Origin of the sequence: Ensifer adhaerens (assembly GCF_028993555.1) — a bacterium.
Taxonomy (GTDB): domain Bacteria; phylum Pseudomonadota; class Alphaproteobacteria; order Rhizobiales; family Rhizobiaceae; genus Ensifer; species Ensifer adhaerens_I.
Genome location: NZ_CP118610.1, coordinates 597586 through 619741, shown reverse-complemented (window position 1 = coordinate 619741; position 22156 = coordinate 597586). Strand labels below are relative to the sequence as shown.

Below are 22156 nucleotides of genomic sequence, written 5' to 3'. Positions count from 1 at the left end.
AAGGAATACGTCCATGAGCAGCATCGATATCCGCCACATCGTTTTCGACATCGGCAAGGTGCTGATCCACTACGACCCCAACCTGCCCTACAGCCGCATCATTCCCGATGAAGCCGAGCGCGAGTGGTTCTTCGCCAATGTCTGCACCCACGATTGGAACATCGAGCAGGACCGTGGCCGTCCCTGGGCGGAAGCCGAGGCGCTTCTGATCAAAGACCATCCGGAACGCGAAGAGCACATCCGCGCCTTCCGCAAGCATTGGCAGGAGATGGTGCCGCACGCCTATGTCGAGACGGTCTCGCTGCTGGAACGGTTGATCGCCGAAGGCCGCGACGTGACGATGCTGACCAATTTTGCCTCCGACACGTTCCGTGAGGCGCAGGTCCTTTATCCCTTCCTGACCTTGCCGCGCGGTGTCACGGTTTCCGGCGACGTCAAGCTGATCAAGCCCGATATCGCCATCTACGAGACGCATACCCGCGCCTTCGACCTTACCCCGTCGGCAACCCTCTTCATCGACGACAGCATCCCGAATGTCGAAGCCGCGCGCGTCGCCGGCTGGCACGCGGTCCATTTCGTCGATCCGGAGAAACTGAAGGTCGACCTCTCGGCCTACGGCATCCATCCCTGACGCCATGTCTTTCGATCCGTCGACCCAGGCCATCCGCTACCATGCAGCGATCAACGCCCTCGATTTCGCGGCCATAGAAGCGGCGTTCGCCGAAGACGCCCGCTATATATCCAATGGTGTCGGCGCCCTCGTCGGGCGCACGGCGATCATCTCGGCGTTTCGCGACTACTTCGTCACCTACCCGGATCAGATAGCGCGGGACAGCCTGATCGAAACCCTTTCACCGACCTCTGCCCGGACCAAATGGCAACTGACGGCGACGAACGCGACGACCGGCAAGCGGATCGAACGGACAGGCATCGAACATCTGCAGTTCGACGATCAGGGGCGGATCGTCGCGATCGAGGTCTACGACGACTAGTCAGAATACAAATGCCCGGAATCCCCTTTTGGAGGATTCCGGGCATTTAAAGCTCTCCTTCCGGGACTGAAGGTACCAAAACCGGTCGGAGCGCTTTTCGAAGGGATCTGGCGAACTGGTTGATCAGTTCAGCTTTGCCAGATCATTTCGAATGACGGTTCTGAGTTCGTCGATGGGCTTCAGGGTGTTCCCGTCTTCGAAGTGCCAGAATGTCCATCCGTTGCATGCATCAAGCCCCTGGACCTTGGCGCCCAGGCGGTGAATTGAACCGGCCTCGCCGCCGGAAGCGACCGTGCCGTCGGCCCGGACGATCGCGCTGTAGCGACGCTTTGCGTCCGTCAGTACCGTACCGGGCTTGATCAGGCCGCTCTCGATCAGCGTGTTGAAGGCAACGCGCGGCTCGGCCTTCTTGCCGGTCATGACCGAGAGCATCGCCTTGCCGAGCGGCTCGACCGCATCGATGCGCGCCGAGGCCGCGTCGATATAGTCCTGTTCGCGCTCGATACCGACGAAGTGGCGGCCGAGGCGCTTGGCGACGGCACCTGTCGTGCCGGAGCCGAAGAAGGGATCGAGAATGACGTCGCCGGGCTTGGTCGAGGCCATCATGATACGGGCAAGCAACGCCTCTGGCTTCTGGGTCGGATGCACCTTCTTGCCGTCGTCGTCCTTGAGGCGCTCGTGACCGGAGCAGATCGGGAACAGCCAGTCGGAGCGCATCTGCACGTCGTCATTGGCCGCCTTCATCGCATCGTAGTTGAAGGTGTAGCCCTTGGCACTGGCGTTCGGCGTCGCCCAGATCAGCGTCTCATGAGCGTTCTGGAACCGGCGGCCCTTGAAGTTCGGCATCGGGTTGGTCTTGCGCCAGATGATGTCGTTGAGGATCCAGAAATGCAGATCCTGCAGGATGGCGCCGACGCGGAAGATGTTGTGGTAGGAGCCGATGACCCAAAGTGTGCCGGTCGGCTTCAGTACGCGGCGGCAGGCGAGCAGCCAGGCGCGGGTGAAGGCATCATAGGCCTCAAAGGAGGCGAACTGATCCCATTCGTCATCGACGGCGTCGACCACCGACTGATCGGGACGTGTCAGCATGCCGCCGAGCTGGAGGTTGTAGGGCGGGTCGGCGAAAACGACGTCGACCGAATTGTCGGGAAGCGCATTGAGCGCCGCAACGCAGTCACCCTTGATGATGCTGTCGAGCCAACCCAACGGGCGGGTGGAGCGGGAGACTTCGGCAAGCGAAACAACTGAAGACATGGACAACTCGCAAATACGCTTACTCGGAACGGACTATGGAGCTTATGGTTACCGAAGATGGTTACCAAAGCCTGAAGGCCGCTCCGAAAAAGTGCGTATTCACGCCATGTTAGTGAGAGCTTTTGCTGCGGCGATTCATTTGGAGCCGTGAAAGGCGCGGCTGTCGGCCGGCGCTTCATGGCGCTCGTTCAAGCCGTAATCGCGGATCACGGAGGCGATGCGCAGGCGATAGTCGGCGAAGACTCCATGACGTCCCGCGTCCTGCGCGGCGCGATGTTCTGCGCCGTTCCGCCAGGCCTTCACCGCTTCCTCGTCACGCCAGAAGGACAGCGACAGAACCTTGTCGGGATTGGTGAGACTCTGGAAACGCTCGATCGAGATGAAACCATCGATGTCGTCGAGCAGCGGGCGCAGGTCGGCTGCGATACCGAGATAGACGTCGCGCCGGCCCTCGGCCGGCAGGACTTCGAAGATGACGGCAATCATTGTTCACTTACCTCCGGCAGGCGCGGACACGTTTCTCAGGAAGATCCGGTCCTCCTTCAGGATAATCCGTTCGCGGCGCGCGAACGCATAATTCTCGCGTCCGAGCGGATCGGCTGCAAGTCTGGCACGATAGGCCTCGTAGGCCGCGAGGCTCTCGATGTTGTAGACTCCGTAGGCGGTCGTCGCAGACCCCTCATGCGGTCCGAAATAGCCGATGAGATCTGCGCCACAGCGTGGGATCGCCTCGCCCCAGTTGCGCGAATAGGTGGCGAACTCCTCCTTCTTGAAGGGATCGATTTCGTAGCGGATGAAGCAGGTGATCATCGTCTTCTCCTTATGGCCGAAGCGGTTGGCCTGGCCTTCGATGATGTGACTATGCCTGCTTGTTCGGCCGGGATGCTTCGACTACGATCGAAGTATGAAGGAAGGCCCTGACATCGCTCTCATCGGATCGCTGATCGGCGACCCCGCCCGTGCCAACATGCTGACGGCGCTGATGGGCGGCCGTGCGCTTACCGCAACTGAACTTGCCACCCATGCCGGCATCACGCTGCAGACTGCGAGCTCCCACCTCTCCAAGCTCGAGGCGGGCGGCCTGCTGACACAGCGCAAGCAGGGGCGCCACCGTTACTTCCAGCTTGCGGAAGACGAGGTCGGGCTGATGCTCGAAAACCTGATGGGCTTTGCTGCAAGCCGCGGCATGAACCGCCATCGGCCGGGGCCGAAGGATCCGGCGCTCAGAAAGGCGCGTGTTTGCTACAATCATCTCGCCGGCGACTATGGCGTGCGCATGTATGACAGCCTGATCTCCAAGAAGCAGATCGAGATTACCGGCGACGACCTCACGCTGACGCCGGCCGGCCAGAGCCGGATCGAGGCGCTGGGCATCGATTATGCGGCGCTGAAGAAATCACGCCGCCCGATCTGTCGCACCTGCCTCGACTGGAGCGAGCGTCGCTCGCATCTCGCCGGCTCGCTCGGCGAAGCGCTCCTGACGCTGTTCATCGACAAGGGCTGGGCAAAGCGCGAGGCCAACAGCCGTGCCATCCGCTTCACGGCCAATGGCGACAAGGCTTTTTCGGAACTGTTTCCGCAATAGATCGGAAAGCTTCAACGCAATTCCGGACGGAAAACCGCTTCGCACTTTTCCTGGAATTGCTCTAACCGACGATCGAGAACGCCTCGCGGGTTTCGCCGGCTGCAGTTCTCACCGGCGTCTTGCCGATCCAGCCGACATGGCGTTCGAGGATCTTGGCAGCCTCTTCCCCCCGACCTTCCCGCAAGGCTGCGAGGATCGCGCGATGGTCGTGATCGGTGCGCGCCTCCCAGCTGGTGCGCCAGGCGGAAAAGAGAAAGCGGGCGCTTGCAGCATGCAAGTCATCGATCGCGGCCAGCAGCCGCGGCATGCCGCAGGGCTCAAGGATCAACCGGTGGAAGGCGCGGTTTGCCGCTTCCCAGGAGCGCACATCGCGCGAGGTGTCAGCGGCAACCGTTGCCGCCTCCGCCCGGTCGAGGATCGCCACCGTCAGGTGCGGGATGGCATGGCGAAGCGCCAGAACCTCAAGCACGGCGCGCATTTCGGCGACTTCCCGAACCTCCTTCAAATCGAAGGAGGCGACGCGTACGCCGCGCCGCGGCTCGCTGACTGCCAGCCCTTGCGCCTCCAGCCGCCGAAAAGCCTCACGAACGGGAACGTGGCTCGCGCCGAATTCCTCGGCAATATGATCCTGCCGCAGTCGTTCTCCAGGCATGAGGAGACCGGAGATGATCCTCTCGGCCAGAGCTCTGCTGATGCGACTTGCGAGCGTATCGTCCGGTTGCTTTTCCATCGCCTACTGATAGAGCCGCGAAACAAAGCTGTCGAGCAAGCGGGACGGCGGTTTCGATAATTTCCAAAGGTTGAGCTTTCAGCCGCCTTCGTATAAAGCTCTGCCGTACGAAAGCCCCGCGCCGCGCGAACGATCCTCCCCCCGCCTGCGGCGCCTCTCCTCCCAGGGAACTGTTCCAAATGACCGGTATCGATCTCATCATTTTTGATTGCGACGGCGTTCTCGTCGATTCCGAAATCATCGCTTCGGAAGTGGAAGCGGCACTGCTGACCGAAGCGGGTTACCCGATCAGCGTCGACGAAATGGCAGAGCGTTTTGCCGGCATGACCTGGCACAACACGCTGTTGCAGATCGAGAAGGAAGCGAGCATTCCGCTCTCCGCCTCGCTGATCAACAAGGTCGACACGATCCTCGACGAGCGGCTGGCGCGCGACGTCCAGATCATCGAGGGCGTGAAGCCGATGCTGGCGCAACTGACGCTGCCACACTGCATCTGCTCCAACTCCACATCGGCGCGGCTTGCCATGATGCTCGGCAAGGTCGGCATCAAGGATCACTTCGGCCGCCACATCTATTCTGCCCGCGACCTTGGCGCCGACCGCGTCAAGCCGAAGCCGGACATCTTCCTGCACGGCGCCAAGCAGATGGGCATCGCCCCATCCCGCGTCCTGGTCATCGAGGATTCGGTGCACGGCATTCATGGCGCGCGTGCGGCCGGCATGCGCGTCGTCGGCTTCACCGGCGGTTCGCACACCCATCCCTCGCATGCCGACCAGCTGACCGAAGCGGGCGCTGAAACCGTGATTTCGCGCATGTCGGCTCTGCCAGGTGTGATCGCAGCACTTTCCGAATGGTCGGAATCGCTGACGGCCTGAGGTGCCGCGCGGCGGCTGGATTGAGCCGCAAACCCTTTCGCCCCGGCCGGAGGCCGGAGCGGGAAAGAAGCCTTCGGCCACCACGGCAGGCGTCCAATTAGACGTCGGGGGACACGATGTCACATTGCAGTGACGCCGCGTCCCCTTAGAAAATCTCCCCGGATTTCGAAAAGCCGCGCACGAGGGCCATATCAAGCAAGCCCCCTCAGGGCTATTTCTAGGAGGAAACACTATGCGTCTTTCACTGTTGACAGGCCTGACCCTGGCGGCGAGCGTCGCCTTCGGACCGCTCGCCTTCGCCGATATCACCGTTGGCGTCATCACGCCGCTCACCGGTCCGGTCGCAGCCTATGGCGAGCAGGTGAAGAACGGGGCGGAAACGGCCGCTGAAGAGATCAACAAGGCTGGCGGCATCAACGGCGAAAAGATCGTCCTGAAGCTGCTCGACGACGCCGGCGACCCGAAGCAGGCCGTTTCGGTTGCCAACCAGGCGGCCGGCGAAGGCATCCGCTACGTCGTCGGTCCGGTTCTGTCTGGCACTTCGATGGCGGCTTCCGACGTTCTCGCCGAGAACGGCATCCTGATGGTGACCCCGACGGCAACGACGCCTGACCTCACCACCCGCGGCCTCTGGAACGTGCTGCGCACCTGCGGCCGCGACGACCAACAGGCTGAAGTCGCTGCTGCCTATGTGGTCAAGAACCTCAAGGACAAGAAGGTCGCCGTCCTGCACGACAAGGCTCCTTACGGCAAGGGCCTTGCTGACGGCTTCAAGAAGGCGATCAACGCAGGCGGCATCACCGAAGTCGTCTATGAAGGCCTGAACCCGGGCGACAAGGACTTCAGCGCCATCGTCACCCGCCTGAAGGCCGGGAACGTCGATGTCGTCTACTTCGGTGGTTACCATCCGGAAGGTGGCCTGCTCGCGCGCCAGATGCACGACCAGGGTGTGAAGGCACAGATCTTCGGCGGCGACGGCCTGTCGAACACCGAGTTCTGGGCAATCGGCGGCGAAGCTGCGACCGGCACGATCTACACCAACGCCAGCGACGCGACCCGCAACCCGGCGTCGGCTCCGGCCGTCGAAGCGCTTAAGGCGAAGAACATTCCGGCCGAAGCCTTCACCCTCAATGCCTATGCCGCCGTGCAGGTGCTGAAGGCTGGCATCGAAAAGGCTGGCTCGGCCGAAGACTCGACTGCAGTTGCCACTGCGATCAAGTCCGGCGAAGCAATCGACACCGTGCTCGGCAAGCTGACCTATGGCGAAGCCGGCGACCTCACCTCGCAGGCTTTCTCGCTCTACAAGTGGGAAGGCGGCAAGAGCGTTCCGGCTGAGTAAGCTGAAGCGGAATGAGGGAAAGTAAGTACGGTTTGCCGCCCACTTATGAGCGTCGGTCACGTCTATGATCTTGGGTTGATCCGACCCAAGATCATCGGATCCAACACGACGGAAATGAAAACGCCGGGGCAAGCCCTGGCGTTTTTTTGTGCGGTCAGTGCCGCTGCTTACTTCTTCTTGCCCTTGGCCGGCGGACCTTCGTCGAAGCCGACATAGACGGTGACGTTGGATCCCGCGCCGGCCGGCAGCGCCACGTTCGCCTTGGTGAAGACGAATTGCGCCGAGCCGGTCGAGGGGATTTCCACCGCCTGCTGAGTCAGTTCGGAGTAAAGCGTCTTGTCGTCGTCGGTCGCGGCGACACGGATCGGCATGGTGATCTTGCCGGGGCCGCCCGCCGGGCCGTTGACCACGCGACCCTGCACCACGACGGTCATCGTCAATGCGCCTTCGCTCTGCACGCACTGGCGCGTGGTGTCGGCAAGAGAGGCCTGGTAGACGACCTTTGTCGGGTCGTTTTTGGCACCCTTGGCGTAGCTGGTGAACACCGACGTGCCATCGCGCAGGACAACCTGCGGGCACGCGGCCTGGACGACGGCTGGCGTCGGAGCGGCGGCGCTGCCGCCCGTATCGATCGCTCCGCCGGATTGCGTCTTGTTACAGCCGGCGAGGACCGCGAGAAAAGATATTGCGAGAACAGGCCGGGATACTTTGCCAAACACGTTGAACAACCTCTGCTGGACCGGTTGAAACTCCTTGACCGAAATCTCGGCCGGAAGACCTTTCGTGGCCTTCGGGCATCGTCTATAGCAGCGCCAAACTGAAAAATCGATTGGGTCAGCCCGCCCCTTCCGATTTTTCCGAACTCCTTGTTACGGCCGGAAATTGCGCCGGTGACAAGAATAGATGCAGACTTTGTCAAGGACTGACGCAATAAGACGGGCGTGCCGCGAGACCGCTTTCTAGGGTCGTCGCGATCGGCAGGTGGGACGAAGGACAATCATGGTGAAGTATATCTCGACGCGCGGCGAAGCCGCTCCTCTCGGCTTCTGCGACGCGCTGCTTGCCGGTCTTGCGCGCGACGGCGGTCTTTATCTCCCCAAGGAATGGCCGAAGTTTTCCAAGAAGGAAATCCGGGGCCTGCGCGGCAAATCCTATCAGGAGATCGCGTTCGCCGTTCTCGAGCCCTTCACCAACGGCGAAATCCCGGCGGCCAAGTTCCGCGAAATGATCGACGAAGCCTATGCCACCTTCCGCCACCCGGCGGTGGCGCCGCTCGTGCAGACCGGACCGAACGCCTTCGTCATGGAGCTCTTTCATGGCTCGACGCTCGCGTTCAAGGACGTGGCGATGCAACTGCTTGCACGGCTGATGGACTATGTGCTGGCCGAACGCGGCGAGCGCGCCACCATCGTCGGCGCAACCTCGGGCGACACCGGCGGTGCGGCGATCGACGCCTTTGCCGGCCGCGAACGCACCGACATCTTCATCCTCTTCCCGCACGGCAAGGTCTCGCCGGTGCAACAGCGGCAGATGACGACGTCTGAGGCTTCTAACGTCCACGCCATCGCCGTCAAAGGCAATTTCGACGACTGCCAGAACCTCGTCAAAGCCATGTTCAACGATGCGGCCTTTCGTGATCGGGTCAAGCTTTCGGGCGTCAACTCCATCAACTGGGCACGCATCATGGCCCAGATCGTCTATTACTTCACCACGGCGGTGGCGCTCGGCGGACCGGATCGCAAGATCTCCTTCACCGTTCCGACCGGCAACTTCGGCGACATCTTCGCCGGCTATGTCGCCAAGCGCATGGGCCTGCCGATCGACAAGCTGGTGATCGCCACCAACGAAAACGACATTCTTGCCCGGACGCTCAAGACGGGCCGCTACGAAATGCGTGACGTCAAGGCGACTACCGCACCGTCGATGGACATCCAGATTTCGTCGAATTTCGAGCGGCTTCTGTTCGAAGCGAACGACCGAGACCCGGGCGAAGTGCGCTCGGCCATGGACGGCCTCAAGCAGTCCGGCTCCTTCACCATTCGCGAAAAGGCGCTCAAGGCCATTCGCAAGGAATTCCGCGCCGGCCGCGCGTCGGAGAAGGAAGTCGCCAGGACGATCGCCAAGACACTGGAAGAAACCGGCTATCTGCTCGATCCGCACAGCGCCGTCGGCGTCTTCGTTGCGGCCAAGCACGAGAAGGCGTCTGCCCCGATGGTGACGCTTGCAACCGCCCATCCGGCGAAATTCCCGGACGCGGTAAAATCGGCCAGTGGTATTGACCCGGCGCTTCCGACGTGGCTTGCTGACCTGATGAACAGGGAGGAGCGTTTCGATATCCTGGATCCGGACCTGAAGAGCGTCGAGACCTTTATCGGCGAGCGCACCCGCCTCCGGGGGTAAGAACGAGAAGAAACGTATGATGAAAGTTGAGTGCACCCGGCTCCCTTCCGGGTTGACGGTGGTAACCGAGCAGATGCCGCATCTCGAAAGCGTGGCGCTCGGGGTGTGGATCAAGTCCGGTTCGCGAAATGAAACCCTGGGCGAACATGGCATTGCCCACCTGCTGGAGCACATGGCTTTCAAGGGCACGGGGCGGCGCACCGCTCGCCAGATCGCCGAGGAGATCGAAAATGTCGGCGGCGAAGTCAACGCTGCGACCTCGACGGAGACCACCTCCTACTACGCCCGCGTGCTCAAGGACCACGTCCCGCTCGCGGTCGACATTCTCGCCGACATCCTGACGGAATCCACCTTCGACGATGAAGAGCTCCGTCGCGAGAAGCAGGTGATCCTGCAGGAGATCGGCGCCGCCGACGATACGCCCGACGACGTCGTCTTTGACCGTTTTGCCGAGACCGCCTATCGCAACCAGACGGTCGGTCGGCCGATCCTCGGCACGCCAGATACGGTCATGTCGTTCTCTGCCGATCAGATCCGGCACTATCTCGGCCGCAACTATACGACCGACCGGATGTTCGTGGTCGCGGCCGGCGCCGTCGAGCACGACGCCTTCGTGCGCCAGGTGGAAGAACGTTTCTCGTCGCTGCCGCGCACACCGATCGCGACGCCGGTGCTGGAAGCCGCCCGCTATACCGGCGGCGAAAGCCGCGAGACGCGCGACCTGATGGATGCGCAGGTTCTGCTCGGCTTCGAGGGCAAGGCCTATCACGCCCGTGACTTCTACTGCTCGCAGATCCTTGCCAACATCCTTGGCGGCGGCATGTCCTCCCGCCTCTTCCAGGAAGTGCGCGAGCATCGCGGCCTCTGTTACTCGGTCTATGCCTTCCACTGGGGCTTTTCCGACACCGGTATCTTCGGCGTGCATGCGGCCACGGGCGGCGAGAACCTGCCGGAGCTGATGCCCGTCATCGTCGACGAACTGCGCAAGTCCTCGATGAACATCGAGCAGCAGGAAATCGAGCGCGCCCGCGCCCAGATTCGCGCGCAGCTCCTGATGGGCCAGGAAAGCCCGGCGGCGCGCGCCGGTCAGATCGCCCGGCAGATGATGCTCTACGGCCGACCGATCCCCAACGAAGAACTGATGGAGCGCCTGTCCGGCATAACCATCGAGCGCCTGACCGACCTTGCCGGCCGGCTGTTCTTCGACACGACGCCGACGCTTTCGGCCATCGGCCCCTTGGAACAGCTTGCCCCGATGGGCGACATCCTGTCGTCCTTGACCGGCAAGGCCGCAGTTCCGCACGCCGTCGCCAGCTAAACGGGCCCAGATCATTTCACGGTTTCATGGAAACCGTGAAATGACTTTACCTATTCGACGCCAGGAAAATCCCAGCGGAAAAGCGTCTGCCACTTTCCCTAGAATTGCCCTGGACCGCCGAAGACGCAAACACCGTGTTCAAATGGTGAAGTCTTTGCGTCTTTTCGCAAATTCGGATTCGATTTGCGCGCAAAGTTGTGCAACGTTTCGGTTTGTGACAGCGCAAAGGCGCGCTGCCGGGCGGATGATAAAAGGTCCCCGCACGCAAACTGGACGGCCTCGGAGGCAGCTATGACACGATCGGTTTTTCGGTTCCTGTCGCGGCAGCCGGAGACGATCGAAATTGCCGACCAGAATTATCTGCTGCGGCTCCCCCGCTATGCCGATTATCGCCAATGGTTTCAGCTCAGAAGCGAGAGTCGCCCTTTCCTGGAACCATGGGAACCAACCTGGCGCACCGACGAGATGACCGAGAGCGCTTTTCGCAGCCGGGTCATCCGCAACGAGCAGGAATATTCCTCGGGCCAGGCTGTGCCGCTCTTTCTTTTCCACAAGCCTGACGAAATGCTGCTCGGTGGACTGACCATCGGCCACATCCGCCGCGGCGCCGGGCAAAACTGCATGATCGGCTACTGGATGGGCGCGCGCCACGCCGGCAAGGGCCATATGTACGCGGCGCTCAGGCTGACCATTCCCTACATCTTTTCGACCCTTGAGTTGCACCGTATTGAAGCAGCCTGTATTCCGGACAACTCAAGAAGCATCCGGCTCCTTGAAAAGGCCGGTTTTGAGCGTGAAGGCTACTTAAGACAGTACTTGAGAATCAACGGCCAGTGGCGAGACCACGTGCTCTTTTCTCTGCTGTCCGACGATGCACTACCGAACAGGAATATGCCCCTTTGATGCCTCTAGCCCGCTCGCCCTTCGCCTGGTCAGCCTCGAAGCTGGCAGCGTTTCTGATTACGCTCACGACGTTTTTCTGCGCGCTCGGCGGTGCGGCCCAGGCTCTGGAGCCGGTGAAGATCTCGCGCGAGGACACCGCGCTCGACCTGACGGCAACGACCGAAATCTACAGTGGCCGCAACGAAGCCTTCCAGGTCTCGACGGCACCGGGCACCGACGGCATCGTACGGCGCATCGAAGTGCGCTCGAGCAGCGAAGACCATCAGGGCGACTGGGCAGTGTTCGCGCTCGCCAACGTTTCGGCCGAGCCGCTCGACCGCGTGATCGTCGCGCCGCATTTCCGACTGGTGAATTCCAAGCTCTTCTGGCCGGACCTCGGCTCCAAGCGCATCCTGTCGATTACGCCCAGCGAAGGTTTCGCGCTCAGCCGTGAGCCGAGCGACGAGGCGGACGTCTTCCGCATCACGCTGGCGCCGGGCGTCATCATCACCTTCGTTGCGGAACTCGCGACGCCGGAACTGCCGCAGATCTACCTGTGGGAACCGGATTCCTACAAGGACACGGTCAACGCCTTCACGCTCTATCGCGGGATCGTGCTTGGCATTGCCGGCCTGCTTGCGGTGTTCCTGACCATCCTCTTCGTCGTGAAGGGAACCTCGATGCTGCCGGCGACGGCAGCCCTTGCCTGGGCGGTTCTCGCCTATATCTGCGTCGATTTCGGCTTCCTGTCGAAACTCATCAGCGTGACGGCCGGCGACGAGCGAATATGGCGAGCGGGCACCGAGGTCTTCCTGGCGGCGGGCCTGGTGATCTTCCTGTTCACCTATCTCAATCTCAACCGATGGCACCAGCATCTCGGCTATGCGACGCTCGCCTGGATCCTGGGGCTCGGCCTGCTCTTCGGCGTCGCTGTCTACGATCCGGCGATTGCGTCCGGTATCGCCCGCCTTTCCTTCGCGCTGACGGGAACGGTCGGGATCGTGCTGATCGCCTATCTCGGCTTCAACCGCTACGACCGTGCAATTCTTCTGGTGCCTGCCTGGCTGCTCATTCTCGTCTGGCTCTTCGGAGCATGGCTGACCGTCACCGGCCAGCTCGCCAACGACATCGTGCAGCCGGCGCTCGGCGGCGGTCTCGTCCTTATCGTGCTTCTGATCGGCTTCACCGTCATGCAGCATGCGGTCGCCGGCAGCGGCTACCAGCAGGGCCTGTTCTCGGATCTCGAACGCCAGTCGCTCGCGCTCACCGGCTCGGGCGATACCGTCTGGGACTGGGATGTCTCCCGCGATCGCGTCGTGACCATGCCCGATATCTCGACCCAGCTCGGTCTATCGCTCGGCAGCATGCACGGCCCCTTGCGCAATTGGCTGCCGCGGCTCCACCCTGATGACCGTGACCGCTTCCGGGCGACACTCGACGTGCTGCTCGAGCGCCGTCGCGGCAAGCTCAACCATGAATTCCGCGTGCGCGCCGAGGACGGCCACTATCACTGGCTTTCCATTCGCGCCCGGCCGGTACTCGGCGCCAATGGCGAGATCATCCGCTGCGTCGGCACCATCATCGACATCACCGAACAACGCAATTCCGTCGAGCGTCTGCTGCACAATGCGCTGCTCGACAATCTGACCGGCCTTCCGAACCGACAGGTGTTCCTTGACCGGCTGCAGGCGATCCTGCTGATGGCCGACGGCAACAATTCCGTTCGCCCGACAGTGCTTGCGATCGACATCGACCGCTACAAGCAGGTCAACGATCTCCTCGGCATTGCCGCCGGCGACAACATTCTGATCGCCTTGACACGGCGGCTGCGCCGGCTGCTGCGCCCGCAGGATACGCTAGCCCGCCTCGGCGGCGACCAGTTCGGGCTGATCCTGATGTCCGAGCGTGATCCCGCCAAGGTCGCGGATTTCGCCGACGCGGTGAGCAAGGCGATCATGGTGCCGCTCAACTACGGCAACCGCGAAATCAACCTGACGGCCTCGATCGGCCTCGTCTCCTGGCTCGACCAGGAGCAAAGCGCTGCAGGCCTGCTCGACGATGCCGAACTCGCCATGTTCCGCGCGAAGAAGGAAGGCGGCAACCGCGTCGAACCCTTCCGTCCCGCTTTCCGTACCTCGGGATCGGACCGGCTGCAGCTTGAAGCCGATCTCAAGAAGGCGATCGAGCGCAAGGAGCTTTCGCTCGTCTACCAGCCTATCGTGCGGCTGAATGATGCCGAAATCGCCGGTTTCGAGGCGCTGATGCGCTGGGATCATCCGAAGCGCGGCAACATCTCGCCGACCGAGTTCATCCCGATTGCCGAGAATTCCGACCTCATCAACCAGCTAGGCATGTTCGCCTTCGACAAGGCGACGAGCGATCTGACGGAATGGCAGCTGCAGACCGGCGACCTGCCGATCTTCGTCTCGATCAATCTTTCAAGCGCCCAGTTGCTCAACAACGAGCTCTATGACGACGTCCGCGCCATTCTCAACAAGAACCGCTGCGATCCCGGCAAGGTCAAGATGGAACTGACAGAGTCGCTCGTGATGGAAAATCCCGAGCAGGCCCGTCTCGTCCTTGAAAAGCTGAAGGAGGCCGGCCTGAAGCTGGCGCTTGACGACTTCGGGACCGGCCATTCGTCGCTTTCCTATCTTACCCGCTTCCCCTTCGACACGATCAAGATCGACAAGGCGCTGGTGCGTGACCCCAGCGACAAGCGCGGCATCCTGCTGCGCTCGGTGATCACCATGGCGCGTGAACTCGACATGCAGGTGGTGGCCGAGGGTATCGAATCCGAGGACGACGCGATCCAGCTCTCACAGATGGGCTGCGACTACGGTCAGAGCTTCCTCTTCGGCCCGCCGATCGGCTCGGAATCGATTCAGCGGCTTCTGAAGGAACGCTTTCCGCTGATGAAGCGGGCGTGAGTTCGCCAACCCGGCGCCGCTCAGCGCGCGCACCATCGTCCATAGGCCCGTCGGCAACAGTTCGACGGGCTTTTTTCAGCTTGAATGATCTGGAGAAGACCGGCTAATCAGGCAATCAGGCGTGGCCCGCGTCCACCGAGAGCATCGCGGCCGATACGCCCATCAGCGCCAGTGCCCGGTCGTATTTGTCGTCGAGCGCCTTGTCGAAGATCAGCTCTTCGCGCGCGGGGCATGTGAGCCAGCCGTTCTGGGTGATTTCTGCTTCAAGCTGGCCCGGGCCCCAGCCGGCATAGCCGAGCATCATCGTCGCCCTCACCGGCCCCTCCCCGCGCGAAATGGCGCGGACGATATCGAGCGTTGCGGTCAGGCAGATGTCGTCGCTGACGGGAATGCTGGAATCGCTCAGATAATCGTCGGAATGCAGCACGAAGCCGCGCCCGGTCTCGACCGGCCCGCCGGCCTGAATCTGGAAATCCCGTGTCATCTGCGGAAGCCGGATCGCCTCTTCCTCATCGAGAATATCGAGGTGAAGCAGCACGTCCGGAAAGGTCAGTTGCTGGGGCCTGTTGAGCACGAAGCCCATCGCTCCATCGTCCGAATGGGCGCAGATAAAGATCACCGTGCGGGCGAAATTGGCATCAAACATTCCCGGCATGGCGATCAGGAACTGACCGTCAAGGAAACCTCGCTCCCGCCTCTTCTGCGCCATCGGAGTTGACATCATGGGAACAGCCTACCAATTCGCCGCGAAATGAAAAGCGCCTCAGCGTCGCGGCCCGGAAATATTGCACGCACGACGTTCACTTCGCCGTGTCCGATCAAGCGATTATGATCGTTGCTCTCTTCGGAGCGTCTGGAGCCTCGCCGGCAAAACCGATATTGCTTCCGGCATGATCCAGCGCTCCACACATCAGAACATGGTCCAGTTCATTGGCGCGGCAAGCCTCATCGCCGCATTTTTTCTTCCGGTGGCGGCACAGGCGGCCACCAGCGAGTGGGTGACCTCCCCAGGCGGCATGATCCGCCTCGTCGCAGCCCAGCCCAGACAGGATGGCACGATCCCCGCAACGCTCGAAGTCAGGCTCAACGCCGGCTGGAAGACCTATTGGCGCGAGCCTGGTGCAAGCGGCATTCCCCCGCAGGTGACGATCGATCCGGCGAGCGACGTCAAGCTTGAGAAGATCGGCTTCCCGGTGCCAAAGACGTTCGACGATGGCGTCGTGCGCTATGTCGGCTACGACAAGTCGGTCGCTTTCCCGCTGACGCTGAAGCGTGTCCAAGGCGCCGGCGACGTCAATATTCGTGCGTCGGTGTTTCTCGGCATTTGCGAGGACATCTGCATCCCGGTCCAGGGCGAGCTGACACTGACGCTGAAGCAGGGCGATTTCGACAACCCGCTCGACAGCGCACGCATCGATGATGCCGTCGCCGCACTGCCGGAAGCGCCGTCCAAGGACTTTGCCGTCACGGCGAGCCGCTATGACGACGCAAATGCGGTGCTGCACCTCTCCGTGCACTTGCCTGATGGCGCGGATCATCCGGAGCTGTTCCTGGCCGGCCCTTCCGGCGTTTCCTTCGGCAAGCCCGAGATCACGACCGAGGGTGAGACAGGCCTCGGCGCAGCCGTCCCGGTTCGCCTTTCCGGCAAGGACAGGGAACTCAAGGGCAAGCCGATCGTTGTCACCATACGCGCCAAGGGCCGCAGCATGGAGACGACCCTTGCCTTTGATTAGGCCGCATCTATAGTCCGCCGAGTTCTCCGACGCGAGCGGAGAAGCGAGGACGCAAGCAACGCAAGGAGAGTGCCGTGACCATTGCCGTCGGAGACAAACTGCCAGCCGCAACCTTCAAGGAAAAAACCGCCGATGGTCCGGTGGAGGTCACCACCGATCAGCTGTTTTCGGGCAAGCGCGTCGTGCTCTTTGCCGTTCCCGGCGCCTTCACGCCCACCTGCTCGCTCAACCATCTGCCGGGCTACCTCGAAAACCGCGACGCGATCCTCGCCCGCGGTATCGATGATATCGCCGTCGTCTCGGTCAACGACCTGCACGTGATGGGCGCCTGGGCAACCGCGTCCGGCGGCATGGGCAAGATCCACTTCCTTTCCGACTGGAACGCTGCCTTCACCAAGGCACTTGGCATGGACATCGACCTCTCGGCCGGCACGCTCGGTGTGCGCTCGAAGCGCTATTCGATGCTTGTCGAAGACGGCGTGGTGAAGTCGCTCAATCTCGAAGAAAGCCCGGGCCAGGCGACCGTTTCCGGCGCTGCCGCGATGCTCGAGCAGCTCTGAACGCAGAAGCAGGTGCAAAGGGAAACGGGCCTCAACGGCCCGTTTTTCATTTCACGAGAAGAGAGTCCGAACGGCGCCCCTTCTTGTAGGGTTCCATGCCCTTGCGGGCGAGCTCGTCGGCGCGCTCGTTTTCCGGATGACCGGCATGGCCCTTCACCCAGTGCCACGTCACCTTGTGACGGCGATTGGCCTCATCCAGCCGCTGCCACAACTCGCCGTTCTTCACCGGCTTCTTGTCCGCGGTTTTCCAGCCGTTCTTCTTCCAGCCGTGGATCCACTTGGAGATGCCGTCCATCACATATTTGCTATCGGTGTGGAGATCGACTTCGCAGGCGCTCTTCAGCGCGTCGAGCGCCGAGATCGCCGCCAACAATTCCATACGGTTGTTGGTAGTTTCCGCTTCGCCGCCAGACAGTTCCTTTTCGACTTCGCCATAGCGCAGCACCGCTCCCCAGCCGCCCGGCCCCGGATTGCCCGAGCAGGCGCCGTCGGTGAAGATGTCCACATGCTTCATGCCCGGCCCTCGTCACGGCGAAGGCCATATTCCGCACTTGACGAGATCGCCCGGTGGAAGCGGATCTTCGTCAGATATTCGAGCGGGTCTTTCTTGACCACGAGCGCGCCGGCGGGCGTCATCAGCCAGTCATAGAGCCGCGTCAGGAAGAAGCGCAGCGCCGAACCGCGGCAGAGGAGCGGCAGCGCGTCGACCTCCGCCGGCGTCAGCTTGCGCACGCTCTCGTAGCCAGCAAGCATCGCCATGCCCTTGGTGATGTTATAAGAGCCGTTCTTCTCGAAGCACCAGGAATTGAGGCAGACGGCGACGTCATAGGCGAGATAGTCGTTGCAGGCGAAATAGAAGTCGATCAGGCCGGAAAGCTGGTCGCCGAGGAAGAAGACGTTGTCCGGGAAGAGATCGGCATGGATGACGCCCTCCGGTAGCGCCTTCGGCCAATGGCGCTCGAGATGCTCGAGTTCCGCGGCGATCTCATCCTTGAGGCCCGCCTGCACTTCGTCGGCACGCGCCTCGGAATTGACCCAGAGCGGCCGCCAGCCGCCGACGGAAAGCGCATTGGTGCGCTTCAGCGCGAAGCCTTCGCCGGCGACGTGCATGGCGGCCAGCGCCTTGCCCACTTCGTGGCAGTGCTTGGCTTCCGGCTTCCTGAGCCACATGCCTTCGAGGAACGAGATGACTGCGGCCGGGCGGCCCGAGAGCTCGCCGAGCAGCTTGCCATCCGCACGCGGCAGCGGCAGCGGGCAGGACAGGCCGCCCTCGGCCAGATGGTGCATCAGCCCAAGGAAGAATGGCAGGTCATCGGCGTTCACCCGCTTCTCGTAAAGCGTGAGAATGTAGGAACCCTTGGTCGTGTGCAGCAGGAAATTGGTGTTCTCGACGCCTTCGGCGATCCCCTTGTAGGAGGTCAGCTGCCCGACGTCATAGGCGGTGAGAAAACGGGAGAGATCGTCTTCCGTGATATCGGTGTAAACTGCCAAGGTTTTCCACTCTCAAGAAAATGCGGGCAAGAAGATGCGGGTTATTCGCCGTTGACGAAGGCCATGTCGGCTGATGTCAGCGGCACATGGCGGATCTCGCGGTTGACGAGGAAGTTCTCGTTCTCCTCGACGGTATCTGCAAGCTCCACCTGAGCGTCATAGCGCTCACGGAAAGCCTCGATGATCTCGTTGACGATCACTTCGGGCGCTGAAGCTCCAGCCGACAGCCCCACCGTCGCGATGTCGCCCATCTCATCCCAGTCGATCTCCGACGCACGCTGCACCAGCACGGATTTTTTCGCGCCGGCCCGCAATGCAACTTCGACGAGCCGCTTGGAATTGGACGAGTTGGGCGCGCCGACGACCAGGAACAGGTCGCAGCCGGGAGCCGCCTGCTTCACTGCCTCCTGGCGATTGGTGGTGGCGTAGCAGATCGAATCGGCGGCAGGCGCAGTCAGGTTCGGGAAGCGCTCATGCAGGCGCTTGATGACGCCGGCGGTATCATCCACCGACAGTGTCGTCTGGGTCACGAAGCCGAGATTGTCCGGGTCCGGCGGCTGATAGACGTCGGCATCCTCGACGGTCTCCACCAGCGACACGGCACCTTCGGGCAGCTGCCCCATGGTGCCGATCACTTCCGGGTGGCCGGCATGACCGATCAGAACGACGTGGCGCCCAAGCCGATTGTGACGCATCGCCTGCTTGTGAACCTTGGAGACCAGCGGACAGGTGGCGTCGAGATAGAAGAGATTGCGGGCGTCGGCGTCGGCAGGCACCGACTTCGGCACGCCGTGGGCCGAAAAGACCACCGGTTGCTTGCGGTGCTCCGGCGGGATCTCATCAAGCTCTTCGACGAAGATCGCGCCCTTGGCCTCGAGACCTTCGACGACATAGCGGTTGTGCACGATCTCGTGGCGGACATAGACCGGGGCGCCGAACTCCTTCAGCGCCAGGACGACGATCTGGATCGCCCTGTCGACGCCGGCGCAGAAGCCGCGCGGGCCGCAGAGGCGAATGGTGATCGGGGATTTTGCTGCCGCTGAAGATGCCATGGATCAGGATGCCATTAGAAGGAAAACGAGCGCTGCGATCGCCGGGCCGCCCTGGATCAGGAGGATACGCGGCTTGACCGACCACGCGCCATATATAGCGGCAACGATCACGCACACAAGGAAGAACACCTTCAGTTCGAAGGCAAAGGATGGTTCCGATTGGATCAACGACCAGAACAGGCCGGCCGCGAGGAAACCGTTGTAAAGCCCCTGGTTGGCGGCAAGGACCCGCGTCGTCTCCGCCTGTTCCTGTGTCATGCGGAAGACTGCCCTCCCCCGAGGCCCGGTCCACAGGAACATTTCGAGCACGAGAAAACCGACATGCAGCAGGCCCGTCAAGGCAATCAGAGTATTCGTGATGATCGCCATCCTTGTCCCCCGCTGTCGATCCCTCCGTCAGCGTTAGCACGGCGGCGCCCTCCGGGCTATCGTCCGCGGCGCGCCGCGTAGAGACCGCTGACCAGAACCAGAGCCGCCGCCAGGCCATACCAGGTCAGGGCATATTGCAGGTGGTTATTCGGAAGATCGAACTGGGTCACACCGCCGATCGGCAGTCCGCCCGGATTGGGCGTCGCATCGGCATCAACGAAGAACGGCAGGACCTTGTCGGCGGGAAGCCCAACCGAGGACGCCATCGTGTCGAGGTCCTTCCAGTAGAAGATGTTCTTGGCGAGATCATTGTCCGGAACGATCGACGACGGCTTTTCGCTGAGCTTCGGCCTTGCAAGGCCTTTGATTACGACTGAGGCGGGAAGCTCGCCGGCCAAGCGCGTCGATGAGTCCTTCTGCTCGAAGGGCACGAAACCGCGATTGACGAACAGGAAGCGGTCGTCGTCGAGCATCAGCGGCGTGAAGATATAATAGCCGGTGCGGCCGTTGAAGGTGGCGAAGAAGTGCCGTTCCTTGGTGTGGTCGAACCGGCCCGGGACGGTCACGGTCCGGTAATCGATGTCGCCACCCTCGGCAAGGATCTTTTCTATCCCGCCGAGTGTCACCGGCGGCGCCGACCGGCGCTCCGAAATGGCCGTCAGCAGACCTTCCTTCCAGTGCAACCGCTGCATCTGCCAGGTACCGAGCGAGATAAGGATGGCGAAGGCGACTGCGAGCAACAGGAAGGCGCCGAGGCGCCCGAGAATGCCACGCTTCTTGACTTCAATCTCAGCCACGGTCGATCTCGCCCGGGCGCGCATTGTTGCGGTACTGCAGATTGATCAGGACGCCCTTGAGCATGCGCGTCAAACCAAGGCTGAGGATAATCGCGAGCGGAATCCACAAGAGGAAATGCAGCCACAGCGGCGGGTTGAAATTGATCTCCGCCCAGAGCGCCGCGCCGACAACGACAAAGCCGACGATGAGGATGACGAAGACCACCGGGCCATCGCCGGAATCGGCGAAGCGATAGTCGAGGTCGCAGCTTGTGCAGGCCGGTTTGACCTTGAGGAATCCATCAAACAGCTTGCCCTGGCCGCAGCGCGGGCAAAGCCCCTTGATCCCTGTCATCACCGGATCCACCGGCGGGAAATGTGCCTTGTCTTCGCTCACGGCTTGATCTCTATCGGCGTGTTGTTGGGAACCATCGTCCAGATTTCTTCCATTTCGGCATTGGTAACGGCAATGCAGCCATTCGTCCAATCGAAGCGCTGCGTCAAAAACGCCAGCCAACCGAAATAATTGGGCTGGCCGTGGATCATGATCAGGCCGCCCGGATCGACCCCGCTTGCGACGGCGGCCTTGGTATCTTCCGGCGCCGGATAGGAGACGTGAATGGATTTGTAGTAGCCGCTTCCCGGATTGCGCCAATCGAGACGATAGAGCCCTTCCGGCGTCTTCTCGTCGCCTTCCTGCCGTTTATGTCCGACAGGATTGCCGCCGAGCGCGACAGAGTATTCGCGTATCATCCGGTCGCCCAGGAAGAGCTGCAGGATTCGTCGTTCCTTATGGACGACCACCTTGTCGACGACTTCGGCCCCAGCCGCGGTCGCGCCACCCAACAGCACCAAGACACCCGTAAACAAGGCAACCCGCATCCCTATTCCCCGTTCTGGTTCGCTGGTTTTCACACAACCAAATGAACAAGGCGGCTGCATGGCTGCAACCGCCTTGTTTCTAGAGATCGAGATGCTCGCGCTATCAGCCGTGCGCGATCGGAGCGCCCCAGCTTCCCCAGATGTAGATGGAGAAGAAGAGGAACAGCCAGACAACGTCAACGAAGTGCCAGTACCAGGCGGCCGCTTCAAAGCCGAAGTGCTGCTTCGGCGTGAAGTCGCCACGCAGAGCGCGGAACAGGCAGACGAGCAGGAAGATCGTGCCGACCAGAACGTGGAAGCCGTGGAAACCGGTCGCCATGAAGAAGGTTGCGCCGTAGATCGAGTCCTTGAAGGCGAACGGAGCGTGCGCGTATTCGTAACCCTGGACGAACGAGAACAGCACGCCGAGCACGACGGTCAGCGTCAGGCCCGAGATCAGGCCCTTGCGGTCGTTGTGCAGCAGCGCATGGTGTGCCCAGGTGACCGTCGTGCCCGAAAGCAAGAGGATGACGGTGTTGTAGAGCGGCAGGTGCCACGGATCGAGAACTTCGATGCCCTTCGGCGGCCAGACGCCGCCCGTGAAGGTGGCGCGGGTTGCCTGGATCGCTTCGCCCGGGAACAGGCTCGCATCGAAGAAGGCCCAGAACCAGGCCACGAAGAACATCACTTCCGAAGCGATGAACATGATCATGCCATAGCGCAGGTGCAGCGACACGACGCGGGTGTGGTGGCCCTCATGCGCTTCCTTCACCGTGTCCGACCACCAGCCGAACATGGTGTAGAGAACGATGATGAGACCGGCGAGCAGGATCCAGACGTTGGCAAGCTCGAGGCCGAAGATCTTCAGCGAGCTGCCCGCGAGGTAGCGCATGTAGCAAATGCCGCCGAACGCCATGACGAAGGCGCCGATCGAGGCAAGCAACGGCCAGGGGCTCGGGTCGATGATGTGGTAGTCGTGATTTTTCTGATGCGCACCGGCCATGTCAGT

25 protein-coding genes are annotated in these 22156 nt (G+C 61.9%); 11 read left to right on the top strand and 14 right to left on the bottom strand.

All coding sequences use genetic code 11. The features are described from left to right. The first annotated feature begins 13 nt into the window (after positions 1 to 13). Together PWG15_RS02875 and PWG15_RS02870 are read left to right on the top strand one after the other, a co-directional pair. On the top strand, positions 14 to 631 hold the full coding sequence (locus tag PWG15_RS02875; RefSeq protein ID WP_275023002.1) for an HAD family hydrolase: 618 nt from the start codon (positions 14 to 16) through the stop codon (positions 629 to 631). Positions 632 to 635: 4 nt separating this feature from the next. After that, entirely contained in the window at positions 636 to 992 is a 357-nt protein-coding gene (locus PWG15_RS02870) for a nuclear transport factor 2 family protein (protein ID WP_275023001.1), read from the top strand. A gap of 123 nt (positions 993 to 1115) precedes the next feature. Here the strand turns inward: PWG15_RS02870 and PWG15_RS02865 are convergent, their stop codons facing one another. From PWG15_RS02865 to PWG15_RS02855, 3 genes are all read right to left on the bottom strand, one after another. Continuing rightward, positions 1116 to 2246, bottom strand: coding sequence for a site-specific DNA-methyltransferase (locus PWG15_RS02865; protein ID WP_275022999.1), 1131 nt, complete (start codon positions 2244 to 2246; stop codon positions 1116 to 1118). A 135-nt stretch (positions 2247 to 2381) separates the two neighbouring features. Continuing rightward, positions 2382 to 2732 carry an antibiotic biosynthesis monooxygenase family protein gene (locus tag PWG15_RS02860; protein ID WP_275022998.1) on the bottom strand — a complete coding sequence of 117 codons (351 nt, stop codon included), beginning with the start codon at positions 2730 to 2732 and terminating at the stop codon, positions 2382 to 2384. A gap of 3 nt (positions 2733 to 2735) precedes the next feature. Next, positions 2736 to 3056 carry an NIPSNAP family protein gene (locus tag PWG15_RS02855; protein WP_275022997.1) on the bottom strand — a complete coding sequence of 107 codons (321 nt, stop codon included), beginning with the start codon at positions 3054 to 3056 and terminating at the stop codon, positions 2736 to 2738. Between the two features lie 94 nt (positions 3057 to 3150). Here PWG15_RS02855 and PWG15_RS02850 point away from each other — a divergent pair, with 94 nt between their 5' ends. After that, the gene (locus PWG15_RS02850; protein WP_275022996.1) at positions 3151 to 3831 is read left to right on the top strand and encodes an ArsR/SmtB family transcription factor; all 681 of its coding nucleotides are present in this window, start codon (positions 3151 to 3153) and stop codon (positions 3829 to 3831) included. Positions 3832 to 3892: 61 nt separating this feature from the next. Here PWG15_RS02850 and PWG15_RS02845 read toward each other — a convergent pair whose 3' ends face one another. Then, positions 3893 to 4561 (bottom strand): GntR family transcriptional regulator, encoded by a 669-nt coding sequence (locus PWG15_RS02845; RefSeq protein ID WP_275022995.1) that lies wholly within the window; start codon positions 4559 to 4561, stop codon positions 3893 to 3895. A 179-nt stretch (positions 4562 to 4740) separates the two neighbouring features. Between PWG15_RS02845 and PWG15_RS02840 the strand changes: the two genes are divergently transcribed. Both PWG15_RS02840 and PWG15_RS02835 read left to right on the top strand, forming a co-directional pair. Further along, positions 4741 to 5436, top strand: coding sequence for an HAD family hydrolase (locus tag PWG15_RS02840; protein WP_275022994.1), 696 nt, complete (start codon positions 4741 to 4743; stop codon positions 5434 to 5436). A 232-nt stretch (positions 5437 to 5668) separates the two neighbouring features. After that, a complete protein-coding gene (locus PWG15_RS02835) occupies positions 5669 to 6775 on the top strand; it encodes an ABC transporter substrate-binding protein (protein WP_275022993.1) in 1107 nt (368 codons plus the stop codon). Between the two features lie 167 nt (positions 6776 to 6942). On the opposite strand, the gene PWG15_RS02830 is transcribed toward PWG15_RS02835, so the two are convergent. Then, positions 6943 to 7494, bottom strand: coding sequence for a hypothetical protein (locus PWG15_RS02830; RefSeq protein WP_275022992.1), 552 nt, complete (start codon positions 7492 to 7494; stop codon positions 6943 to 6945). Positions 7495 to 7774: 280 nt separating this feature from the next. Here PWG15_RS02830 and thrC point away from each other — a divergent pair, with 280 nt between their 5' ends. The 4 genes from thrC to PWG15_RS02810 all read left to right on the top strand — a co-directional run bounded on the left by thrC (position 7775) and on the right by PWG15_RS02810 (position 14305). After that, positions 7775 to 9175, top strand: a complete 1401-nt coding sequence (thrC, locus tag PWG15_RS02825) for a threonine synthase (protein WP_275022991.1) — start codon at positions 7775 to 7777, stop codon at positions 9173 to 9175. A gap of 16 nt (positions 9176 to 9191) precedes the next feature. Further along, entirely contained in the window at positions 9192 to 10493 is a 1302-nt protein-coding gene (locus PWG15_RS02820) for a M16 family metallopeptidase (RefSeq protein ID WP_275022990.1), read from the top strand. Positions 10494 to 10784: 291 nt separating this feature from the next. Beyond that, a complete protein-coding gene (locus tag PWG15_RS02815) occupies positions 10785 to 11396 on the top strand; it encodes a GNAT family N-acetyltransferase (protein WP_275022989.1) in 612 nt (203 codons plus the stop codon). Then, complete coding sequence (locus tag PWG15_RS02810) at positions 11396 to 14305, top strand: EAL domain-containing protein (RefSeq protein WP_275022988.1); 2910 nt, start codon at positions 11396 to 11398, stop codon at positions 14303 to 14305. The genes PWG15_RS02815 and PWG15_RS02810 overlap by 1 nt, the downstream gene beginning before the upstream one ends. Positions 14306 to 14420: 115 nt before the next feature. On the opposite strand, the gene PWG15_RS02805 is transcribed toward PWG15_RS02810, so the two are convergent. After that, positions 14421 to 15026: a YqgE/AlgH family protein gene (locus PWG15_RS02805; protein ID WP_275024340.1), complete on the bottom strand. Its 606-nt coding sequence runs from the start codon at positions 15024 to 15026 to the stop codon at positions 14421 to 14423. A gap of 169 nt (positions 15027 to 15195) precedes the next feature. Between PWG15_RS02805 and PWG15_RS02800 the strand changes: the two genes are divergently transcribed. Continuing rightward, positions 15196 to 16038 (top strand): protein-disulfide reductase DsbD domain-containing protein, encoded by an 843-nt coding sequence (locus tag PWG15_RS02800; protein ID WP_275022986.1) that lies wholly within the window; start codon positions 15196 to 15198, stop codon positions 16036 to 16038. 74 nt (positions 16039 to 16112) lie between these two features. Then, entirely contained in the window at positions 16113 to 16598 is a 486-nt protein-coding gene (locus PWG15_RS02795) for a peroxiredoxin (protein ID WP_275022985.1), read from the top strand. Positions 16599 to 16644: 46 nt separating this feature from the next. Here the strand turns inward: PWG15_RS02795 and rnhA are convergent, their stop codons facing one another. From rnhA to PWG15_RS02755, 8 genes are all read right to left on the bottom strand, one after another. Next, positions 16645 to 17112, bottom strand: a complete 468-nt coding sequence (gene rnhA / locus PWG15_RS02790; RefSeq protein ID WP_113537975.1) for a ribonuclease HI — start codon at positions 17110 to 17112, stop codon at positions 16645 to 16647. Further along, positions 17109 to 18089, bottom strand: a complete 981-nt coding sequence (locus PWG15_RS02785; protein WP_275022983.1) for a homoserine kinase — start codon at positions 18087 to 18089, stop codon at positions 17109 to 17111. The genes rnhA and PWG15_RS02785 overlap by 4 nt, the downstream gene beginning before the upstream one ends. Positions 18090 to 18130: 41 nt before the next feature. Beyond that, on the bottom strand, positions 18131 to 19141 hold the full coding sequence (gene ispH / locus PWG15_RS02780; protein WP_275022982.1) for a 4-hydroxy-3-methylbut-2-enyl diphosphate reductase: 1011 nt from the start codon (positions 19139 to 19141) through the stop codon (positions 18131 to 18133). 3 nt (positions 19142 to 19144) lie between these two features. Then, positions 19145 to 19510, bottom strand: a complete 366-nt coding sequence (locus PWG15_RS02775; protein WP_275022981.1) for a DUF1304 domain-containing protein — start codon at positions 19508 to 19510, stop codon at positions 19145 to 19147. 56 nt (positions 19511 to 19566) lie between these two features. Then, on the bottom strand, positions 19567 to 20331 hold the full coding sequence (locus PWG15_RS02770; protein WP_275022979.1) for an SURF1 family protein: 765 nt from the start codon (positions 20329 to 20331) through the stop codon (positions 19567 to 19569). Further along, positions 20300 to 20683 (bottom strand): DUF983 domain-containing protein, encoded by a 384-nt coding sequence (locus PWG15_RS02765; protein WP_275022977.1) that lies wholly within the window; start codon positions 20681 to 20683, stop codon positions 20300 to 20302. The genes PWG15_RS02770 and PWG15_RS02765 overlap by 32 nt, the downstream gene beginning before the upstream one ends. Continuing rightward, a complete protein-coding gene (locus PWG15_RS02760; RefSeq protein ID WP_275024339.1) occupies positions 20680 to 21168 on the bottom strand; it encodes a L,D-transpeptidase family protein in 489 nt (162 codons plus the stop codon). Before PWG15_RS02760 ends, PWG15_RS02765 begins: the two co-directional genes overlap by 4 nt. A 103-nt stretch (positions 21169 to 21271) precedes the next feature. Next, a complete protein-coding gene (locus PWG15_RS02755) occupies positions 21272 to 22150 on the bottom strand; it encodes a cytochrome c oxidase subunit 3 (protein WP_275022976.1) in 879 nt (292 codons plus the stop codon). Positions 22151 to 22156 lie beyond the last annotated feature (6 nt).